This window comes from Kocuria rosea (assembly GCF_006094695.1).
GTDB lineage: Bacteria > Actinomycetota > Actinomycetes > Actinomycetales > Micrococcaceae > Kocuria > Kocuria rosea.
The window spans coordinates 3845912-3865562 of the sequence record NZ_CP035103.1 but is presented as its reverse complement, the minus strand read 5'-3'; the positions used below and the strand labels follow the sequence as shown (position 1 = coordinate 3865562).

Annotated in this window: 23 protein-coding genes; 12 read left to right on the top strand and 11 right to left on the bottom strand. The window is 73.8% G+C overall.

What is annotated here, in order from left to right; translation table 11 throughout:
* The first annotated feature begins 107 nt into the window (after positions 1-107).
* From EQG70_RS17625 to EQG70_RS17615, 3 genes are all read left to right on the top strand, one after another.
* A complete protein-coding gene (locus tag EQG70_RS17625) occupies positions 108-1244 on the top strand; it encodes a Gfo/Idh/MocA family protein (protein ID WP_017834995.1) in 1137 nt (378 codons plus the stop codon).
* 63 nt (positions 1245-1307) lie between these two features.
* Entirely contained in the window at positions 1308-1652 is a 345-nt protein-coding gene (locus EQG70_RS17620; protein ID WP_017834994.1) for a nuclear transport factor 2 family protein, read from the top strand.
* Between the two features lie 35 nt (positions 1653-1687).
* Positions 1688-2050 carry a YciI family protein gene (locus tag EQG70_RS17615; RefSeq protein WP_017834993.1) on the top strand — a complete coding sequence of 121 codons (363 nt, stop codon included), beginning with the start codon at positions 1688-1690 and terminating at the stop codon, positions 2048-2050.
* A gap of 22 nt (positions 2051-2072) precedes the next feature.
* Here the strand turns inward: EQG70_RS17615 and EQG70_RS17610 are convergent, their stop codons facing one another.
* Positions 2073-2957 carry a hypothetical protein gene (locus EQG70_RS17610; protein WP_109269062.1) on the bottom strand — a complete coding sequence of 295 codons (885 nt, stop codon included), beginning with the start codon at positions 2955-2957 and terminating at the stop codon, positions 2073-2075.
* A gap of 147 nt (positions 2958-3104) precedes the next feature.
* On the opposite strand from EQG70_RS17610, the gene EQG70_RS17605 reads away from it, so the two are divergent.
* The 5 genes from EQG70_RS17605 (at position 3105) to EQG70_RS18235 (ending at position 6559) form a co-directional block, all read left to right on the top strand.
* Positions 3105-3653, top strand: a complete 549-nt coding sequence (locus EQG70_RS17605) for a CueP family metal-binding protein (protein WP_109269063.1) — start codon at positions 3105-3107, stop codon at positions 3651-3653.
* Positions 3654-3679: 26 nt separating this feature from the next.
* Positions 3680-4591, top strand: a complete 912-nt coding sequence (locus EQG70_RS17600) for an alpha/beta hydrolase (protein ID WP_052132782.1) — start codon at positions 3680-3682, stop codon at positions 4589-4591.
* Between the two features lie 58 nt (positions 4592-4649).
* On the top strand, positions 4650-5747 hold the full coding sequence (locus EQG70_RS17595) for an FAD-dependent oxidoreductase (protein WP_109269064.1): 1098 nt from the start codon (positions 4650-4652) through the stop codon (positions 5745-5747).
* Positions 5748-5772: 25 nt separating this feature from the next.
* A complete protein-coding gene (locus EQG70_RS17590; protein ID WP_109221548.1) occupies positions 5773-6348 on the top strand; it encodes an NADPH-dependent FMN reductase in 576 nt (191 codons plus the stop codon).
* 70 nt (positions 6349-6418) lie between these two features.
* Complete coding sequence (locus EQG70_RS18235) at positions 6419-6559, top strand: hypothetical protein (RefSeq protein ID WP_017834987.1); 141 nt, start codon at positions 6419-6421, stop codon at positions 6557-6559.
* Between the two features lie 16 nt (positions 6560-6575).
* Here the strand turns inward: EQG70_RS18235 and EQG70_RS17585 are convergent, their stop codons facing one another.
* A complete protein-coding gene (locus tag EQG70_RS17585; protein ID WP_017834986.1) occupies positions 6576-6881 on the bottom strand; it encodes a hypothetical protein in 306 nt (101 codons plus the stop codon).
* Between the two features lie 71 nt (positions 6882-6952).
* Positions 6953-7450, bottom strand: coding sequence for a DedA family protein (locus tag EQG70_RS17580; protein ID WP_109269065.1), 498 nt, complete (start codon positions 7448-7450; stop codon positions 6953-6955).
* A gap of 190 nt (positions 7451-7640) precedes the next feature.
* Between EQG70_RS17580 and EQG70_RS17575 the strand changes: the two genes are divergently transcribed.
* A complete protein-coding gene (locus tag EQG70_RS17575; RefSeq protein ID WP_109243981.1) occupies positions 7641-8036 on the top strand; it encodes a hypothetical protein in 396 nt (131 codons plus the stop codon).
* A 10-nt stretch (positions 8037-8046) separates the two neighbouring features.
* On the opposite strand, the gene EQG70_RS17570 is transcribed toward EQG70_RS17575, so the two are convergent.
* Complete coding sequence (locus EQG70_RS17570; protein ID WP_031283834.1) at positions 8047-8643, bottom strand: LysE/ArgO family amino acid transporter; 597 nt, start codon at positions 8641-8643, stop codon at positions 8047-8049.
* Positions 8644-8713: 70 nt separating this feature from the next.
* Here EQG70_RS17570 and EQG70_RS17565 point away from each other — a divergent pair, with 70 nt between their 5' ends.
* On the top strand, positions 8714-9601 hold the full coding sequence (locus tag EQG70_RS17565; protein ID WP_017834981.1) for a LysR family transcriptional regulator ArgP: 888 nt from the start codon (positions 8714-8716) through the stop codon (positions 9599-9601).
* 19 nt (positions 9602-9620) lie between these two features.
* Here the strand turns inward: EQG70_RS17565 and EQG70_RS17560 are convergent, their stop codons facing one another.
* Positions 9621-10571 (bottom strand): fumarylacetoacetate hydrolase family protein, encoded by a 951-nt coding sequence (locus EQG70_RS17560; RefSeq protein ID WP_109269066.1) that lies wholly within the window; start codon positions 10569-10571, stop codon positions 9621-9623.
* A gap of 3 nt (positions 10572-10574) precedes the next feature.
* Complete coding sequence (locus EQG70_RS17555) at positions 10575-11594, bottom strand: VOC family protein (RefSeq protein ID WP_109244066.1); 1020 nt, start codon at positions 11592-11594, stop codon at positions 10575-10577.
* A 262-nt stretch (positions 11595-11856) separates the two neighbouring features.
* Here EQG70_RS17555 and EQG70_RS17550 point away from each other — a divergent pair, with 262 nt between their 5' ends.
* Positions 11857-12666 (top strand): SDR family NAD(P)-dependent oxidoreductase, encoded by an 810-nt coding sequence (locus EQG70_RS17550; RefSeq protein ID WP_109269067.1) that lies wholly within the window; start codon positions 11857-11859, stop codon positions 12664-12666.
* Between the two features lie 57 nt (positions 12667-12723).
* Here EQG70_RS17550 and EQG70_RS17545 read toward each other — a convergent pair whose 3' ends face one another.
* From EQG70_RS17545 to EQG70_RS17525, 5 genes are read right to left on the bottom strand one after another with little or no spacing between them, the layout of a single operon-like run.
* Positions 12724-13674, bottom strand: a complete 951-nt coding sequence (locus EQG70_RS17545) for a LysR family transcriptional regulator (protein ID WP_017834977.1) — start codon at positions 13672-13674, stop codon at positions 12724-12726.
* Between the two features lie 28 nt (positions 13675-13702).
* On the bottom strand, positions 13703-14716 hold the full coding sequence (locus EQG70_RS17540) for a fumarylacetoacetate hydrolase family protein (RefSeq protein WP_109269068.1): 1014 nt from the start codon (positions 14714-14716) through the stop codon (positions 13703-13705).
* 10 nt (positions 14717-14726) lie between these two features.
* Positions 14727-15773 carry an amidohydrolase family protein gene (locus EQG70_RS17535; protein ID WP_109269069.1) on the bottom strand — a complete coding sequence of 349 codons (1047 nt, stop codon included), beginning with the start codon at positions 15771-15773 and terminating at the stop codon, positions 14727-14729.
* Positions 15770-16894, bottom strand: a complete 1125-nt coding sequence (locus tag EQG70_RS17530) for an FAD-dependent monooxygenase (RefSeq protein WP_109243985.1) — start codon at positions 16892-16894, stop codon at positions 15770-15772. Before EQG70_RS17530 ends, EQG70_RS17535 begins: the two co-directional genes overlap by 4 nt.
* Before the next feature lie 52 nt (positions 16895-16946).
* The gene (locus EQG70_RS17525; protein ID WP_232035359.1) at positions 16947-17906 is read right to left on the bottom strand and encodes a cyclase family protein; all 960 of its coding nucleotides are present in this window, start codon (positions 17904-17906) and stop codon (positions 16947-16949) included.
* A gap of 439 nt (positions 17907-18345) precedes the next feature.
* On the opposite strand from EQG70_RS17525, the gene EQG70_RS17520 reads away from it, so the two are divergent.
* On the top strand, positions 18346-19551 hold the full coding sequence (locus tag EQG70_RS17520; RefSeq protein WP_109269070.1) for an MFS transporter: 1206 nt from the start codon (positions 18346-18348) through the stop codon (positions 19549-19551).
* The last annotated feature ends 100 nt before the right edge of the window (positions 19552-19651 follow it).

The window sequence follows — 19651 nt, the reverse complement described above, 5'->3', positions numbered from 1 at the left end:
TCGCGCATCCGGCGGGATCCGGGGACGCCGGGCCCGCTCCGCCGGGCCGGGACCCCGCGGGGCTAGTCTGGCCGGGACCGTCCGTCCCGACCGCGAAGGATGCCCCCATGACCTCTCCCCGGACCGCCCCCTCGACGAACGGCCCCGTGCGCTACGCGGTGGTCGGGCTCGGCCAGATCTCCCAGCAGGCGTTCCTGCCCGCCATGGCCCGGGCCGGCAGCTCCGTGCTGGCGGCGCTGGTCACCGGCACCCCGGACAAGGCCCGGGAGCTCGCGGCCGAGTACGGCGTGCCCGCGTACTCCTACGAGGACTACCCCGCGCTGCTGGCCTCCGGGGACGTGGACGCGGTCTACGTGGCCACGCCCGTGTTCCGGCACCGCGAGTTCGCCGAGCCGGCGCTCGAGGCGGGCGTCCACGTGCTGGTGGAGAAGCCGATGGAGACGTCCGTGGCGGACTGCCGGGCGATGATCGACGCCGCCGCGCGCGGCGGGGCCCGGCTGATGGTCGCGTACCGGCTGCACCACGAACCCGGCACGCTCGAGCTGATCACCCGGGTCCGGGACGAGGGGCTGGTGGGCGACCCCCGGCTGTTCACCGCCGTCTTCACCCAGGACATCGACGAGGCCAACCACCGCGGGCACTCCGGGTACTGGGGCGGGCCCATCCCGGACATGGGCAGCTACCCCCTCAACGCGGTGCGCCACCTGTTCGCGGCCGAGCCCCTCGAGGTCCACGCGATGGGGGTGCGGACCCCGGGGCGCGGCTTCGACTTCGACGACACCGTGGCGGTGACGCTGCGCTTCCCCGGGCAGCGGGTGGCGCAGTTCACCATCAGCTACGCGGGCGAGGCCACCGAGCAGTTCACGGTGGTGGGCACCGGGGGCGTGGTCGCGGCGCAGCCGTGCTTCGGCTTCGGCCCCGAGGTGGGCATCAGCTGGACCGTGACCCGCGACGGGCGCAGCGAGACCCGCACCCACGACCCGGTGGAGCAGTTCGCGGGCCAGACCGAGTACTTCTCGGACTGCATCCTCACCGGCACCGATCCCGAGGCCGGCGGGGAGGAGGGGCTGATGGACATCCGGGTGCACGAGGCGGTGCTCGCCTCCCTCGAGACGGGCCGGACCGTGCGCCTGGAGCCCGCGGACCGCGCGGTGCGCCCCGTCGCGGAGCAGGCCCGGGCCCTGCCGCCCGTGGCGGAGCCCGGCGACGACGAGCTGGTGGCCCAGGTCCCGCAGAACGGCTGAGCCCCGGCGGGCGGACCGGCTCCGGTGCTTGTCCCGCACCCCGCCCGGGAGTAGCTTGCGGGCATGACCAGCAGCAGCACGGACGTCGTCCGGCGGCTCTTCGCCGCCTATCTCGCGCAGGACGAGGCGGCGGCCCGCGGGCTCGTCGGGGACGGATTCCGGTTCACGTCCCCGCAGGACGACCACATCGACCGGGCCGCGTACTTCGAGCGGTGCTTCCCCACGGCGCAGCGGGTCTCCCGGCAGGACCTGCTCCAGGTGGTCGAGGCGGAGCCCGGCCTGGTGCTCGTCCGGTACGAGTACGAGCTCCGGACCGGGGGGACCTTCCGGAACATGGAGGCGATCACCGTGCGCGACGGGCAGGTGGTGGACGCCCAGGTCTATTTCGGCGGGCCGCCGCGACCGTAGACTCCGAGGACCATCCGACGCCCAGGAGGCTCGCCATGAAGCACTACCTGCTCAGCATCGAACAGCCCGACGGCGGACCGGCGGCCCCGGAGATCCTCGAGCCCGTGATGCGGGACGTCGCCGCGTTCAACGAGGAGCTCAGGGCGGCCGGGGCGTGGGTCTTCGCCGGGGGCCTGGACCGGGCGGAGGCCTCCGTCGTCGTGCGCTTCCACGGCGAGGACGTGGTGACCACCGACGGTCCGTACGAGCGCGAAGACGAGCACGCCGGGGGCATCTGCATCGTGGCCGCCCCGGACTACGACGCCGCCATCGAGTGGGGCCGCAAGCTGGCGCAGGCGACCACGCTCCCGGTGGAGGTGCGCGAGTTCCAGGGCGAGCCGGAGGAGCATCTGGCGTAGGGCCCGCCCCGGTCCCGGCGGCTCACCGGCCGATCTGCTCGGCCTGCGCCTCCCACGCGGCGTGGGCGTCCCGGGGCCGGGCCGGCCGCCGGGTCTCCCGCAGGGCCCGGAGCGCGGCGTTGCGCTCGCGCGCCAGGAAGTCCGCGGCCGCCCGGGCGGCGGCGTCCTCGCGGACCTGGGCGCGGACGGCGGTAATGGTGCCCATGATGGCCTCGACGCCCTGCGAGCCGCCCGCCAGGTAGGCGGCCCGGACCTCCCGGTCCGGGTGGTACAGGTAGCGGTCGTCGATCTGGCCGCGGTGGGTGTCGAACTCCTCGTCGGTCAGCTCCGAGAGCATGGCGGCCACCCGGTCCAGGCGGGCCTCGACCTCCCCGTGCAGGGGCGTCCTGGCGGCGGCGTCCCGGACGGACCACAGGGCCTGGCCGTGCCGCCGGAGCCGGGTCGCGTCCCAGTCCGCGTGCGGGACCTCGGCCAGCCGGACGGCGATGAAGCTCGCGTCCCCGTGCCGCTGCTGCGGCGGCAGGACGCCGAGCTGCCAGCGGATCCACGCGGTGCGCATGTCCTCCGCGGCGGTCAGCCGGGCCTGCTCGGCGGTCCTCACGATCGACTTCCCGCTGTTCTTCCGGGGGCTCTTGCCCGGAATCCTCGCGGTGGCCCTGCAGGCCGTCCGCGCACCGGACCCGGTAGGGCTTCGCGACGTGCCGTGCAGCCGCTCCCGCGCGCGCTCCGTCAGGGAGCGGGCGAACTCCCGCACGAACATGCCGAGCAGCCACAGGACGGCCCCGGCCAGCAGGAGGAGAAGGATCGTGCCCAGGTTGACGAGGACGAACGAGACCACCGACAGGACCACCGCCCCGGCGATCAGGAGCACGATCCCGGAGACGTCGTTGTTCTCGGTGTTCTGCACGGCGGATCCTCCCGAACCCCTCACACCACTGGACATCCACTCTAGCCGCCGGGGCGGGATCTGTGACCGGTCCCACAGGAAACTCCCGGCATCCCGGGGCGGCCGCGGAGGGGCCGGCGACAGGGGCCGCCCCGATATCATGGACCCATGCGATCCGCCGTGCTGTCCGTGTCCGCCGCCGTCCTCCTCCTCGTCTCCGGCTGCGCCGGCGGGGGCTCCGAGCAGGACGACCTGCTCCGGGCGCACGGGCTCGAGGGCGCGAGCACGCAGGAGGTCGTCGAGCAGCTGGACCGCACGCACGAGGACCGCGACGCCGGGCTCGCCGGCTCCGTGACCTACGACGAGGTGGTCCTCGACGACGGCACCGCCGAGACGGCCCTGCCCATGCCGGAGGACCGCTTCTACCTGGCGGTCGCCCCGTATGCCACCACGACCCACGAGTGCTTCTTCCACAGCCTCTCCGGGTGCCAGGGCGAGCTCGTGGGCGAGGACTTCGACGTGCGGATCACCGACGGCTCCGGGGCCGTGCTCGTGGACGAGAGCGTGACCAGCTACGAGAACGGGTTCGTGGGCTTCTGGCTGCCCAAGGACATCACCGGCACGCTCGAGATCAGCTCGGAGCGGGGCCGGGCGGTCCAGGAGTTCGAGACCTCCCCGGACAGCCCGACCTGCCTCACCACCCTCCAGCTGGCCTGAGCCCGGCGCGAAGGAAGGGTGACCGGATGAGCATCAGCATGGCCCTGACCTCCCAGGCGGTCCGGCTGCGGGCGCGCCTGCAGCCGTGGACCCCGGTGGAGCAGCTGCACGGGCGCCGGTACCCGGAGCCGGCCAGGATCCCCGCCGACCTGCGGCGCTCGCACGCCGTGGAGCGCACCGAGGTGGCCGGGCGCCCGCTGCTGCGCCTGACCCCGCGCGCCGGGGCGGACGGGTCCCACCTGATCTACCTGCACGGCGGGGCGTTCGTGAACCCGCTGCTGCCGGCGCACTGGTGGATCGTCCGCGAGCTCGTGAAGGACACCGGGACCACGGTCACGGTCCCGCTGTACCGGCTGGCCCCGGAGGGCCACGTGGACGAGGGCTACGACTTCCTCGCCGCGGCCTGGGCGGACCTCGTGGCCCGGCCCGCCGCGGACCGGATCGTGGTGGCGGGGGACTCGGCCGGTGGGTGCCTGGCGATCGGGCTGGCCATGCGCCTGCGGGACGCCGGGCAGCGGATGCCCGACCACGTGGTGGGCTTCTCCCCGGCGGTGGACGTCTCCGCCACGCACCCGGCCGTGCGGGAGATCGATCCGCACGACCCCATGCTGAGCACCGACCGGGTGGTGCCCATGGCCGCGGCCTGGGCGCGGGACCGCGAGCTCACCGACCCGCTGGTCAGCCCGCTCTACGGGGACGTGGCCGGGCTGCCGCCGGTGCACGTGGTCCAGGGCGGCAAGGACATCCTGGCCGCCGACGTCCTGGCCTTCGCGCGGGACCTGGCGCGGGCAGGCAACCCGGGGAAGCTGATCTACGAGCCCGGCGCCTTCCACGTCTACGTGGGCGCCTGGTGGACGCCGGAGGCCCGGCGGGCGGTCCGGCACGTGCGCTCCCTGCTCGGGGAGCACGCCCCGGCGGCGGGGCGGGCCCAGGAATAGCTCGGCACCCCCGGCCGTTCCCTGATTGGTGATACATCAACCAAAAAGGGGAGCGGGCATGAAGGTCGTGGTCATCGGGGCGGGACAGGCCGGGCTGTCGGCGGCCCACCACCTGCGGCGCCGGGGACTGGTCCCCGAGGAGGACTTCGTGGTCCTCGACGCCAATCCCGGCCCCGGGGGAGCGTGGCGGCACCGCTGGCCCTCGCTCACCTTCGGCGGCGCCCACGGGATCCACGACCTGCCCGGGCTGCCCCTCGGGGTGCCGGACCCGGCCGAGCCGGCCTCCGCCGTCGTCGCGCGCTACTACGGCGAGTACGAGCGCCGCTTCGCGCTGCCGGTCCACCGTCCCGTCGCGGTGCGGCGGGTCGAGGCGGCGTCCGACGACGGGCTGCTCGAGGTGGTCACGGACACCGGCACCTGGCGGACGGAGCTGGTGATCAACGGCACCGGCACCTGGGACCGCCCCCACTGGCCGTACTACCCCGGGCGGGAGTCCTTCCGCGGGCGGCAGCTGCACACCCACGACTTCCGCTCGGCGGAGGAGTTCCGTGGCCGGCACGTGGTGGTCGTGGGCGGCGGCACCTCGGCCGTGCAGTTCCTGCTCCAGCTCGCCGCGGCGGGCGCCACCACCACGTGGGTCACCCGCCGGCCCCCGCGCTTCACGGACCGGGAGTTCGACCCGGACTGGGGGCGGGACGTCGAGCGCCGGGTCGACGAGCGGACCCGCGCGGGGCTGCCGACGGCCAGCGTGGTCTCGGCCACCGGGCTGCCCCGGACCGCGCAGTACCGGGCCGGGATCGAGGCCGGGATCCTCGTCTCTGCCGGGCCGCTGGGGGCGGTGACGCCGGAGGGCGTCCGGCTCGCCGACGGCCGGGAGGTGCGGGCGGACGCGATCCTGTGGGCCACCGGCTTCCGGCCCGCCCTGGACCACCTGGCACCCCTGGGGCTGCGCGAACCTGGCGGCGGCATCCGGATGGACGGGGTGCGCGTGCTCCGGGATCCGCGGGTGCTGCTGGTCGGCTACGGCGCCTCGGCCTCGACCCTCGGCGCCACCCGTGCGGGGCGGGCGGCCGCCCGCGAGGCCGTGCGGCTGCTGTCCGCGGCTCCGGCCGGGAAGCAGCGGCCCGCAGCACGTGTTGCCACTGTCAGCACCTGATCCGAGACCCTCGGGAGGGATCGCCATGGTCCGCATCGGCATCATCCTCGGCAGCACCCGGCCGAACCGCAACGGCGGGGACGTGGCCCGCTGGGTCCTCGCCCACGCCTCCGGGCGCGGCGACGCCCGGTTCGAGCTCCTCGACCTGCGCGAGCACCCCCTGCCGCACTTCGACGAGCCGGTGCCGCCCTCGGCAGGGAAGTACCAGAACGAGCACACCAGGCGGTGGGCGGCCACGATCGATCGCTTCGACGGCTTCGTGGTGGTCACCCCCGAGTACAACCACGGCGCGCCCGGGGTGCTGAAGAACGCCTTCGACTACCTCTACGCCGAGTGGAACAACAAGGCCGTGGGCTTCGTCTCCTACGGCACCGCCGGTGGTGTGCGCGCCGTGGAGCAGCTGCGGCAGGTGGCCGGGGAGTTGCAGCTGGCCGACGTGCGCCAGCAGGTGTCGCTGTCCCTGCGCACCGACTTCGAGCACTACCGCACCTTCGCCCCGGCCGAGCACCACCGGCGCTCGCTGGCCACGATGCTGGACCAGGTCGTGGCCTGGTCCACCGCCCTCGCGCCGCTGCGCGCCCCGGCGGAGGACGCCGGCTGAGCAGGGCGCCGTCGTAGTCTGGGGACACCGCGCCGATGCGGCGCACGCCATCCCGACGAAGGAGCACCCCGTGAGCGAGCAGCCCACCTCCAGCCCGGACCCCATCGAGGACGCCGCCTCCAACGACGACGCCGACATGACCACCGAGATGACCCCGATCCCGCACGAGCACGGGGACGCCAAGAACGAGGAGTCCGAGCAGCGGGACTGAGCCCGTTCCGCTGGGCTCAGGCGGCCGTTCCGAAGAGCGAGGCGCGAAGAGCGGACAGGGGCGGGGCGTGCTCGGCCAGCTCCTGGAGGTAGCCCAGGTCGTCCAGGTCGCCCAGGGCGGCCGTGAGCTCCGCGCAGGTGAGCTGGGCGTCCTCGGCGACGACCTCGAGGGCGGGGGCCTCAGCGGCCGTGACGTGCTCGGCCAGGGCGTCGAGGACGACGACGGCGTCGACGCTGACGTGCTCGTCGTGGATGGCCTCGACGAGCAGCCGCTCGGCGGCGTAGACGGGCGCGGCGAACATGTGGGGAACGGGAGACTGCATCGGTGACATCACTGCCGGAACACTACCCCCGGTTCATAAGAATTCTCTGAGACCGGACGGTGGGCCGGGGGTCACCGGGAGATCGGCAGGTCCTCGTCGCGGCGCTCGCGGCGGGCCCGGCGTCGCGCGCGGATCCTGTGGCCGAGCAGCAGGAGGAGCACAGCGACGACGACCGGCGCGACCACCCACGGCTGCTCCAGCCACGCCCAGACGACCGCCATGCCCACGGTGCCGTAGATGACACCCCAGATGAGGGTGCCCACGAGCATCGCGGGGATCCAGCGACGCAGGGGCATGCCCGTGACGGCGGTGGTGAGGATGACGGCGGTCTGCAGACCCACGGTGAGGAAGCAGGCCGGGACGGCCAGGACGCCCCAGCGGTGCACGAGGCGCTGGGCCCGCCGGTACACGGCGGTGTCCATGAGCTCGCGGACGCGGTCGGAGCGCCGGCTCCCGCCGGTGGCGGCGGCACGGCCCAGGGCGAAGATGGTGGTGGTCCGCACGACGGCCCCGGCCCAGAAGAACAGAATCGCGGCCCCGAGGGGGAGGGACTCCAGCCAGGCCTGCACCCGTTCAGTCTAGGGAGCGGGCCTGACAACCGCTGACGACAGGGTGTCACTCCGCGACGGGGTGTGCCCGCCCGGGTGGCGCGGATCCGGCCGGCAGAGGGTCTCCTCCGGTCCTGCCGTGCCGCCCGGGGGTACTCTCGCCGTACGGCCGGCCCGCTCCGGAGGCCGGAGCCCCGACCGAGGAGGACGCATGAGCGTGGAGATCGACGAGCGCGGGACCGTGACCGCCGACGGGCGCCCCGTGGACTACGCGACGGCCTACGCCTGGTGCGTCGACTCGCCCGAGACGATCACCGAGCTCGTCCACGACACGAAGGCGTTCGCCACGGTGATCGCCGCCGCCGAGCACGCCGGTCCCGAGGAGCAGGCCGAGGCCGTCCGGCAGGCTTTCGCCGCCGGGACGCCCCGGGAGCCCGGTGCCTCCTGGACCGAGGCGACGTCGGCGGAGCCGGTGGCTGAGGAGCCGGCCGCCGAGGAGCCCACGACCGAGGAGCCCACGACCGAGGAGCCGTTGACCCAGGAGCCGCCGCTTACCGGGGAGCCTGCCGCCGAGGAGTCGGTCACCGAGGAGCCGGCCGCGGGCTGAGACCGCGGGATCAGCCCCGCACCAGGTTGACGGCCAGGGCGAGCATCACCACGCCGATCACCAGGTCCACCACCCGCCAGGTGCGCGGGCTGCTGAGCACCCCGGACAGCGCCCGGGCGCCGTAGCCCAGGGCGGAGAACCACACCACGCTGCCCACCACGGCACCGAGGGCGAAGATCCACCGGGCGTCGGTTCCGTGCTGGTTGGCGAGGCTGCCCAGCAGCACCACGGTGTCGAGGTAGACGTGGGGGTTCAGGTAGGTCAGGGCCAGTGTGGTGGCGATGACCGATCCGCGGGAGCGCGGGGCCTCGGCGGTCAAGGAGGACGGCTTCAGGGCCGAGGCGAAGGACCGCACGGCCCACCACGTCAGGTAGGCGGCCCCGCCCCACCGCAGCACGTCCAGGGCCTCCGGGAACCGGGAGACCAGCGCCCCGATCCCGGCCGTGCCGCCGAGGATCAGCACCGCGTCGCTGACCGCGCACAGTGCCACCACCACCCCCACGTGCTCGCGGCGGATGCCCTGCCGCAGCACGAACGCGTTCTGCGCGCCGAGGGCGACGATCAGCGCCAGCCCGCTCATCAGCCCGGTACCCCAGATGCTCCACATGGCCTCGACGGTAGCCAGCTCTCGCGATGCAGACAAACGAAAGAATTGACGGGTGCGTTAGCTTTGCTTCATGAACTTCGAGCATCTGCGCGCCCTGACCGCGATCGTCGACGAGGGCACCTTCGAGGCCGCAGCGGACGCCCTGGGGATCACCCCGTCGGCCGTCAGCCAGCGGATCAAGGCCCTGGAGGCCTCCGTGGGCCAGGTCGTGGTGCGCCGCGGCGCGCCCTGCACTCCCACCGAGGCCGGGGCCGTGCTGCTGCGCACCGCCCGCCAGGTGCAGGTGCTCGAGGCGGAGGCCCTGCACTCCCTCGGCCACGGGGTCTCCTCCCGGACGGTGACCCCGGTGGCCGTCAACGCCGACTCCCTGGCCACCTGGTTCGTGCCCGTCCTGCAGGAGGCCGCCGGCTGGTCGGACACCACCCTGGACCTGCACGTGGAGGACCAGGACCACAGCAGCCGACTCCTGCGCCAGGGGGACGTCATCGGCGCCGTCACCGGCGACCCCGCCCCCGTGAGCGGGTGCCGGCTCGAGCGGCTGGGCTTCATGCGCTACGTCCCGGTCGCCACCCCCGCCCTGCGCCGGCGGTTCACCACCGAGGCCGGCGTCGACTGGGCGGACATGCCGGTGCTCCGGTTCAACGCCAAGGACGACCTGCAGCTGCGCGCACTGCGCGCCCGCGGCGTCGACCGGTCCCCGCCCACCCACACCGTCCCGTCCGCTGAGGGCTTCCTCGCCGCCGTCCGGGCGGGTCTGGGCTGGGGCATGCTCCCGGAGCTGCAGCTGGGCACGGACCTCGCCGACGGGTCCCTGGAGCTGCTCGAGGACCACGCGCACCACGACGTCGCCCTCTACTGGCAGAGCTGGGCCCTGGACTCCGAGCGGCTGCACCGCATCACCGAGTGCGTCCGCCGGGTCGCCCGGGAGCACCTGCGTGCCACGGCGCAGGACGGGTGAGCGATCGCCGCCGCCGCGGTCACGCGGCCCCGGCGACGCAGCGCACCGTCTGGGTGCCCAGCCCCGTGACGGTGGCCTCCATGACGTCGCCGGCGCGCAGCAGGCGTCCCCAGTGCATGCCGTTGCCGGCCGGGCTGCCGGTGAGCAGAAGATCGCCGGGCAGCAGCGGCATGGTCCGCGAGGCCGCGCTGATCAGCCGGGCGACGTCGAAGATCATGTCCGCCGTCGACTCGTCCTGCATGACCTGCCCGTTGAGCCGCAGGGTGACCCGCAGATCCTGCGGGTCCCCGACGAACTCCGCCGGCACGACGACCGGACCGGCGGGCAGGAAGCCGGGAGCGTTCTTGGAGCGGTACCAGTCCGTCCCGATCTCCGGCATGTCCTTGCGGAAGACGAGGTCCCTCGTAGTGATGTCGTTGACCACCGTGTAGCCGAAGACGTGCTCCAGCGCCTCCTCGGGGGACACCGCCTGCGCGCGCCGGCCGATGACGACCGCCAGCTCCAGCTCCCAGTCGTGCTTGTCGCTGTAGCCGGGCAGCACCAGGTCCTCGGTGGCCGAGGCCAGCGCGGTGGGCATGCCGACGAAGAAGTACGGGGTCCCCTCGGCGGCGCGGCGGTCCATCATCGCGGCCGTCTCCGCCCGGGCCTGTTCCTCGCTGCGCGGATCGTCCGGCTCCCGGTGGGCCAGGACGAGGTCGATGACGTGGGTGCGGTAGTTCGCCCCGGCCTGGACGATCTGGCGCGGTTCCACCGGCGGCAGCAGGGTCAGTTCCGCGGTGTCGGACCACGGGCCGCTCCCGTCAGCGGCCAGCGCCTCGACGGCCGGCTGCCGCTCGGCCCAGTGCTCGATCAGACCGTTGACGTCCGGGGCGAGGTCCGCCGGGAGGAACCGGACCCGGTCCCCGTCCACCAGGGCGGTGGCCGGGAGCCCGGTGTCCGGGTGCAGGAAGCGTGCGATGCCGTAGCTCACGGGTCAGCCTCGTCCCTGCACGGCGTAGGGGTTGAGCAGCTCGGCCTTCATCTCCTCGGAGGCGCCCTCCTCCGTGGCGGTGAAGCCCTCGGCGTGCGGGAAGGACTCGGTCATCGAGTGCGGCATGGCTCCGTTGCGGTAGAAGTTGTTGGAGCCCTCCGAGGGCTTCCAGGTGTTGGGCGACCAGTCCGGGACGTAGTTGCGGTAGCCCCCGGAGTTCAGCTCCACCCTCAGGTCGGAGGGCTCGCGGAAGTACAGGAAGTTCTGCTCGCCGATGCCGTGGATCGAGGGCCCGTACTCCATCGGGGTGCCGTGCTCCATCAGGACGTCGGCGGTGCGCAGGAGGTCCTCGTGGGTGTCCACCCAGAACGCGATGTGGTTGACCCGCCCGGCCCGCTCGGAGGTGTCCAGCACCACGCCGAGGTCGTGGGACTTCTCGTTGGTGGTCAGCACCGAGAACACGGTGATCGGGGCCTCGTCCAGATCGGTGAACGCCATGGTCCGGAAGCCCAGGGTCTCAGAGTACCAGGCCGCGAAACCGCGCACGTCCGAGGTCGCCACGGTGACGTGGTCCAGGAACCGGGGGGCGGCCGCGTGCAGGCTGCGCTTCTCCGGGCGGTCCGGGTAGATCGAGGCGAGCTCCGACGGCGCCGCGTACTTCTCGACGTCCCAGACCAGGCGCATGGGGTGCCCGTAGGGGCCGGTGAACTCGTAGGCCCGGCCGTAGCCGTAGCCGCCCTCGGACCAGGTGCCGGTCACGCCGGCGGCCTCCACGCGGGCGGCGGCGGCCTCCAGGGCCTCGGGGGAGGTGGTGCGCCAGGCCATCCGGGCCAGGGCGGGTTCGTGGCCGGGGACGACGACGAGGCTGTAGGTGTCGTAGTCGCCCCAGCAGCGCAGGTACACCCGGCCGCCGGCGCGGTGCACCTCGCGCATGCCGAACTTCTGCACGTAGAAGGCCGCCGAGGCCTCGACGTCGGGGCTGGTGATCTCCAGGTGGCTCAGGTGAGCCAGCAGCTTCTCCACGACGGGGAACCTTTCGTTCGAGAGGGCGGGACCGGACGCGGTCCCGAGCACCATCCTGGGAGCGGATCCTCGGTGGGGGAATCGGCGCCTGCGCATAGGAAGTATCAGCGCGGCAAATGCCCGGGCGAGGCGGGCGGCCTCTGACCTGCGGAGAGATCTGCGCCGTCGATACCAGGCATCCGTGCGGTGCAGACCCTTCGAGCGGGGGCGGCCCCAGGATGGAAGGAGCGGCAGGACGTGCCCGCACGAGCGAGGAGCAGACATGAACGGGAGGGCCTCCACCCGCGGCGCGGTCGGCCGGGGCGCCGATCTGACCGGGCGGGTCGTCGTGGTGACCGGCGCCGGCGGTGGCCAGGGGCTGGCCGAGAGCCGCCTGCTGGTCGCCGCGGGCGCGGTCGTGCTGGCGGCCGACCTGGCCCCGGAGCCCTCTCCCGGTCTGCAGCAGGTGATCGCGGAGCACGGATCCGCCCTGTCCTACATCCGTCTGGACGTCACCGCGCCCGGGGACTGGACGGTCCTGGCCCGGGGTGCGGAACGGGAGTTCGGGCGGATCGACGGTCTGGTCAACAACGCCGGCGTCACCCGCAGACCACGTCTGCTCGAGGCCACGCCGCAGGACGTCGCCGCGGTCGCCGACGTCAACGTCTCCGGACCCCTGCTGGGCATCCAGGCCTGCGTGCCGCTGATGCGCCCGGGCTCCTCGATCGTCAACGTCGGCTCCGTCGCGGCCCTGACCGGCCACTACCCGGTGGCCTACACCGCCAGCAAGTGGGCCCTGCGCGGACTGTCCGCCGCCGCGGCCACGGAGCTGGGACCCCTCGGGATCCGGGTCAACACGGTCCACCCCGGGTTCATCGACACTCCCATGACCGCCGGAGCGCATCCGGCGTTCCGGCGGGCCACGGTGGCCGAGACACCGCTGGGACGCACCGGCAGCCCGGAGGAGGTGGCCGCCGTGGTGGCCTTCCTGCTCAGCCCGTCGGCCTCCTTCGTCACCGGGGCGGAGATCCCGGTCGACGGTGGCCAGAGCTGCCACGGCGGGGCCAAGTCGATCTCCGACGCACTGCGCTGAGCCGGAGCCCCGCCCCGGGCACGCAGCCCCGGACACGCAGCTCCGGGGACGCTCGGCTCAGGAGGCCGTCACGGGCACGGGGTGGGCGGTGAACGCTCCGGGCTCCAGTTCCTGTGCGGCGCGGCGCACCAGCGAGCGCAGCCACAGGTTCGCCGGGTCCGAGGTCTGCAGGGGGTGCCAGTACATGGCCTCGACCAGTGGGACCTCCAGCTCCTCGGCGAACTCCACCACGGCGATGCGCTGGGACCGGGCGGCCCGGGCCGCCAGCATGCGCGGCACCAGTGCCACCAGGTCGGTGCCCTCGACCACGGTGGGCAGGGCCTGCAGACCGGCCACGCGGGCCGCGATCACCGGGGAGGCGCCCATCCGCTGGAAGAACTGCATCGGGGGCGTGACGATGCTGCCGCCGAACTCGCCCACCGCCTGCGGCGCGGTGGCGATGTCGTGCACCGTCAGTCCGTCCCGGGCGAGCAGCGGGTGCTCGGCGTCCATCACCAGGACGAACTCGTCCCGGAACAGCTGCCGGGAGGTGCCTGCCAGGTCGAAGCCCATGGGGCCGACCAGCAGGTCGATGTTGCTGAAGGACTCCAGTCCGGGCTTGATCCTGGCGCGGGAGGTGGGCACGAAGTCCACGGTGATGCGGGGCGCCTCCGCGGCGATGAGGGCCCGCAGGTGCCGGATCAGCACCCCGGTGACGTAGTCGGAGGCGGCGAGCACGAACGTGCGGTCGCTGACGGCCGGGTCGAAGTCCGAGCGCAGCTGCAGGGCGTCCTGGACGTCGGCCAGCGCTTGGTCGACCCGGGGGGCCAGGGCCTGGGCGAACGGCGTGAGCTCGTAGCCGCGCCCGGCTCGGACCAGCAGCTCGTCGTTGAAGTGGCGGCGCAGCCGGGAGAGCGCGGCGCTCATGGCCGGCTGGCTCAGGTGCATCCGCTCGGCGGCCCGGGAGACGTTGCGCAGCTCCAGCAGCGCCTGCAGCGAGGGCAGGAGGTTGAGGTCGACGTCCTTCATGCCCCGATTCTGCCCTGCTCCACCGGTCTCACCGGTCCACCAGGGCAGGGCCCGGAGGCGCTCCCGCGCGGGACCGGCCGCGGCGCCGGGCGCGGGCCGCAGGCACGCCGTCGCGGCGGCGCCCGATCGTGTTCTCGATCTCCCCGATGCCCTCCACGACCAGGCGCACCCGGTCGCCCTCGCGCAGCGGCGGAGGCACCAGCTCGCCGTTCCGGCCCCACAGCTCGGCCAGGCACCCGCGCCCGGAGGTGCCCGAGCCCAGCACGTCCCCGGGCACCACGAGGGAGTCCTGGGAGGCGTAGGCCACCAGCTCCGCGAAGGGCCAGCCCATGTGCGCCAGTGAGTCCGTGCCCAGTGGCTCACCGTTGACGTACGCGGTCATCGCCAGGTCCAGGAACCCCTCGGCGTCGTGACGGTGCTCGAGCTCGTCGGCGGTGACGATCCACGGGCCCAGGGTGGAGGCGAAGTCCTTGCCCTTGCACGGGCCCAGCCGCACCTTCATCTCCCGGGCCTGGACGTCGCGGGCGGACCAGTCGTTGAGGACCGTGTACCCGAAGATCATCCGGTGCGCGTCGGCGGGCTCGAGGTCCGTGCCGGTGAGCCCGTCCACGGCACCGAGGACGACAGCGACCTCGGTCTCCAGGTCCATCCGGGAGCAGCCGGCCGGCGCGGGGATCGTCTCCCCGGCGGCCCGGACGGTGTGCGGGTTGGTGAAGTAGAAGGTGGGCGCCTCGTACCACTCGTCGACCACGCCCCCGGCGCCGTCGATGCTGGCGGTGACCCCCTCGACGTGCTCCTCGAAGCTGACGAAGTCCCGCACCGTCCGGGGGGCCAGCGGCGCCAGCAGCCGCACCTCGCCCAGGGGCGGGGCGTCCCCGGGTGCGTCGGCGACGGTGCGGGCGGCCAGCTCCAGGGTGGCCTCCAGCCCTGCGTCGAACAGGTCCTGCGGGGTGGTGTCAGCGGGCAGGGCCAAGCAGCGGTCCTCGTGGACGAAGCCGGTGCGGACGGTGCCGGCGTGGGCCCAGTGGGCGATCGTGACCATGGGGTTCCTCTCAGGCGGGCAGGACGGTGGGGTGCAGGCCGAGGGCGGCGGCGTTGCCGGTCAGGATCAGCCGTTCGGCCTCCGGGTCCAGGCCCGCGGTGCGCAGGTCCTCGACCGGGGTGTCGGTGCCCATGTCGAAGGGGAAGTCCGAGCCCAGCAGGACCCGCTGCGCGCCGGCGACCCGGACGAGCTCGGCCAGCTGGCCGGGGTCGTGGGTGAGGGAGTCGAAGTAGATCTGCCGCAGGTAGGACGAGGGCGGACGGGCGCAACGCCGCGCATCGGGCCGGACCCGCCAGGCCCGGTCCGAGCGGCCGATGGCCGTGGGCAGGTAGCCGCCGCCGTGGGCGGCGAGCACGACCAGGTCCGGGTGGCGGTCCAGGACACCGGAGAAGACGAGGTGGGAAAGCGCCACGGCGTTCTCAGCCGGCTGGGAGACCGTGTTGGCCAGGTAGAACCGGTCCAGCCGCTCGTCGAGGGAGCAGCCGAAGGGGTGCAGGAAGACCAGGGCGCCCAGCCGCTCGGCCGCCGCCCAGAAGGGCTCCAGAGCGGGGTCCGAGAGCTCCACGGTCCCGGCCTGCCCGCCGTCGGGGGCGGCGCCGTAGGAGCCGATCTCCACCCCGCGCAGCCCGCACCCGGTCACGGCGTGCTCCAGGGCCTCGACCATGTGCGCGGGGTGCTGCAGGGGTGCCAGGCCCAGTCCTTTCAGCCGCTCCGGGGCCTGCGCCACGAGGTCGCGGACCGCCTCGTTGGCGCGGCGGGCGACGTCGAGGGCGTGCTCCGCCCCGAGGTGCGGGTAGTAGTGGGACGGGGACGGGGAGACGAGCTGGACGTCGACCCCGGCCCGATCCATGGCCGTCAGACGGGCGTCCAGGTCGGTGAGCAGGGGCCACCGCTCCCGGATCATCGGTCCCGAGACCGCCATCGACTCCGGCCCGTTGCGGCGGACCTCGAGCTCCTGGGCGGCGGTGGAGCCGGCCGGGTCCAGGGCGGCGGCCCGCTGCTGGAGTTCGGGCAGCAGCACGTGGGCGTGCACGTCCACCACGGGTGCCGCGCTCACACCGGCACCTTCACGGTGTCGGACACGAGCTGCATGAGCCCGGGGACGTCCCCGTCCCGCTTGCCGTCGAGCATCCACTGGCCGAGCTGGACCGAGGCGTCCACCACGGTGCGGGCCCGGGGGAGGCGGCGCTGCCAGTACCGGGTCAGCACGGCGTCCTCGAAGGCCTCGGCGCGGACGAGCTCGTCGGCGAGCACGGCGGCGTCCTCCACGGCCATGGCCGCGCCCTGGGCGATCGTGGGCGGGCAGCTGTGGGCGGCGTCGCCGAGCAGGACCACCCGTCCCCGGTGCCAGGGCCCCTCGACCAGGTGGGTGGTGAAGTGGGTGTAGTTGACGTTGGCGGTCCCGTCCAGGCTCTGCCGGATCTGCCGCCACGGCCCGCCGTAGCCGGCGGCGAGCTCGCCCATGACAGCCGGGCCGTCGGCGCCGTGGCGCTCCTGGGCGTCCTCCACGAGGTACGCGTACATGGTGTCGGGCCCGGTCGGGCAGTAGCCGGCGATGTAGGCCCGCCCCCCGTAGTACAGGTCGGTACGGATGACCTCGGCCGGGCGCGGCACGAAGGCCCGCCAGATGCCCATGCCGGTCCGGCGCGGCCGGTCCTGGATGCCGATCGCGCTCCGCACCGCGGAGTTGAGCCCGTCGGCGCCCACCAGCAGGTCGTAGCGCAGCTCCTCGCCGGAGGTGGTGCTCACGTGCACGGCGTCCTCGGTCTGCTCGAGCCCGGAGACGACGGTGCCGTAGCGGATCTCCGCGCCGGCCTTCGCGGCGCGGTCGCGCACGACGGCGGCCAGCTCGGCCCGCGGCATCCCGAGGGTCGCCGGCAGGTCCTCCCCGCCAACGCGCACGTCGTCGAGCACGGCGATCACCGTGGCCTCGGGATCCGGGGCGCGCAGCCCCAGGGTGTCGAAGGGGAAGCCCTTCTCCTGCAGCTGCGGCCAGATCCCGAGGCCGCGCAGCACGCGCAGGGCGTTGCCCTGCAGGGTGATCCCGGAGCCGAGCACGGAGGGCCCCGCGGCCTTCTCCAGGACCTCGACGTCGAGGCCGGCGTCGGCGAGCAGGGCCGCGAGGGTCAGTCCTCCGATCCCGGAGCCGACGATGCCGACCTTCTGGACTGCGGACATGGTGGTGGTCCTTCCTGGAGGGACGGTGGCCGTCGCCGGTCACCGCACGGTGCTACTTGAGGGCGATGGGATTGAGCGGGGAGCCGACCGCTCCGGTGATCGGCAGCGGCGGCGCGGACAGCAGGAACTCGTACCGGCCCTCGGCCGCGCAGTCCGCGGCGAGCTCGTCGAGGTTCCACATCTCGCCGATGAACAGGCCCATGTGGGGGATCACGATCTGGTGCAGCGGCTGGAACGCGTCGTCGAACTCGTTGGGACGCACCTCGAAGCCCCAGGTGTCGGTGGCCGCCGCCGCGACCTCACGCTCGTGCAGCCAGGGCGCGGCATCGAAGGACAGCCCCGGGGCCGGTCCGCCGGCGTAGGCGCCCCAGCCGTCGCGGCGGGTGCGGGCGTACTGGCCGGTGCGGATCAGCAGGATGTCGCCGCGTCCCACGGCCGCGGAGGCCCCCTGGGACTCGATCGTGGCCTGAAGGTGCTCGGGCGTGATCGCGAACCCGTCCGGCAGCTCCGGGTGCTCCAGGCCCAGTTCCTCCGCCAGCGCCCGGCCGACGTCGAGCAGCACGCCGCGGCTGACCACATGCGCGGCCGCGGTCTCGATGCCGGTGACCTGGTCGCCGTCCGAGGTCACCACGGAGCCGGCGCGGCGGCCGTTCCAGGCGCGGCCGCGGTCAAAGATGTGACCCAGCCCGTCCCACTGGGTGGAGCACTGCAGCGGCATCGCGATCACGTCGTCCGCCCCGCCGAAGCCGTGCGGGAAGCCCTGGTCCCCGAACTCCGCCTCCGTGCCGGTGTCGGTCATGGTGTGCACCGGGTTGGTGCGGCGCCGCCACCCGTTCTGCGGGCCGTTCGTGTCGAAGGCCTGGGCCAGCGAGAAGGTCCGGCCGGTGCGCACCAGACCGGCGGCCTCGACGCGCTTGGCGTCGTCGACGAAGTTCAGGGTGCCCAGCACGTCGTCCTCGCCCCACCGCCCCCAGTTGCTGCACCGGGCGGCCATGGCCTCGATGCTGCCCATCGCATCGCTGCGCTCCACGTGGTCTCCTCGCTCGTCCGTCGGTGCAGGTCCGCTCCTCGGTCGCTCGTCCGAGGACGTGCCACCGGGCAAGCCCCCTGTGATGCCTGTCACCCACTCTGCCCAGGAAAAGCGGGGGGCAGAAGTCACACGTCCGGATGCCACCTATCAGCCGCGTGGATAGCGGCCGGTGCGGGGGTGGAGTCGCCGCCCGTCCGTTCCCGGCGACTCCACCCCTGCGCACGGGAGCGCCCTGACGAGGGGGCATTCGCCGCGGGCATACCTGGTATCCGGACGGCGTGCTTCCCCGCGGCGGCGACCCCCGTGACAGTGAGGTGCATCACCTCCTGCCGCGGCGGGGCCTCCGCTCACCCCACCCGCTCATCCCACCCGCTCACCTCACCCGTTCATCTCACCCGCTCATCTCACAAGGGGAAGTTCCATGGACAGCGTCTCGATCGAACCCACGGCGCCGCCGGCGCCGGACACCGCCGGGCGGGCAGGCCGTCTCCCGGTGGTCCTGCTGCTGGCCGGCAGCTGCATGCCCGTGCTCGGCGCGGTGCTGCTGGCACCCGTCCTGCCCTCGATGACCCAGGCGTTCGCCGGCACGCCGGGCGTGGAGATCCTCGTTCCGGTGGTCCTCACGGTGCCCGCCCTGATGATCGCCCTGTTCGCCCCCATCGCCGGGGCCGTGGCCGACCGGGTGGGCCGCAAAACCCTGCTGCTGATCGCGATGGTGCTGTACTCCGTCTTCGGCACCATGCCGCTGTGGCTGGACTCGCTGACGGCGATCGTGGCCTCGCGGGTCGGCGTGGGCATCGCCGAGGCAGCGATCATGACCGTGTGCACCACGCTGATCACCGACTACTACACCGGCAAGCAGCGCGACAAGTACCTGGGCATGCAGGTGCTCGTGGCCTCCCTGGCCGCCACGGCGTTCTTCGCCCTGGGCGGGGCACTGGGCGCCCAGGGCTGGCGGGTGCCGTTCTGGCTCTACGCCTCCGCGGCACTGATCGCGATCCCCATGGCCCTCGTGCTCTGGGAGCCGGTCCGGAGCACGCGACAGGCGGAGTCCACGCCCGTGCCCTGGCGCCAGGTCGCGGTGCCCTCGCTGGTCACCCTCTTCGGCGGCGTCGTCTTCTACGCCCTGATCGTGCAGCTGCCCTACGTCCTCACCGATCTCGGGGTCACGGACGTGGCCGTCATCGGCGCCGGCACCGCCGTCGCGTCCCTGGCCACCGCCACCGGCGCGTTCGGCTTCCGCTTCGTCTCCGGGGCCGGCCCGGCCCGGCTGCTGCCGGTGGCGTTCGGGCTGGCCGCGGTCGGTCTGGGCGTGCTCTGGTTCGCGTCCTCGGTGCCGGTCGCGCTGGCCGGCGCGGTGGTCACCAGCGCCGGCACCGGCCTGCTCCTGCCCACCCTGCTGACCTGGGCGGTGTCGGGCCTGCGGATCGAGCAGCGGGGGCGCGGCACCGGGATCTGGACCGGTTCGCTCTACATCGGCCAGTTCGTCTCGCCGATCGTCCTGGGCGTCGCCGCGGCCGCCCTCGGCGGCCTCCCGGTGGCGCTGGGCGTGCTCGGGATCCTGGCGGCAGTGGCGGCGGTGGCCGCCGCCGTGGGGCGTCCGCAGCGGGCGGTGGCGGCGGACTGACCCGTCCGGCGCAGGGCTGACGCGGGCGGGGCCGGTGCCGGGGAGCACGGGCCCCGCCCGTTCCACGGGCCGGAGGTCCCACCGTCGAGGTGCGGGCACC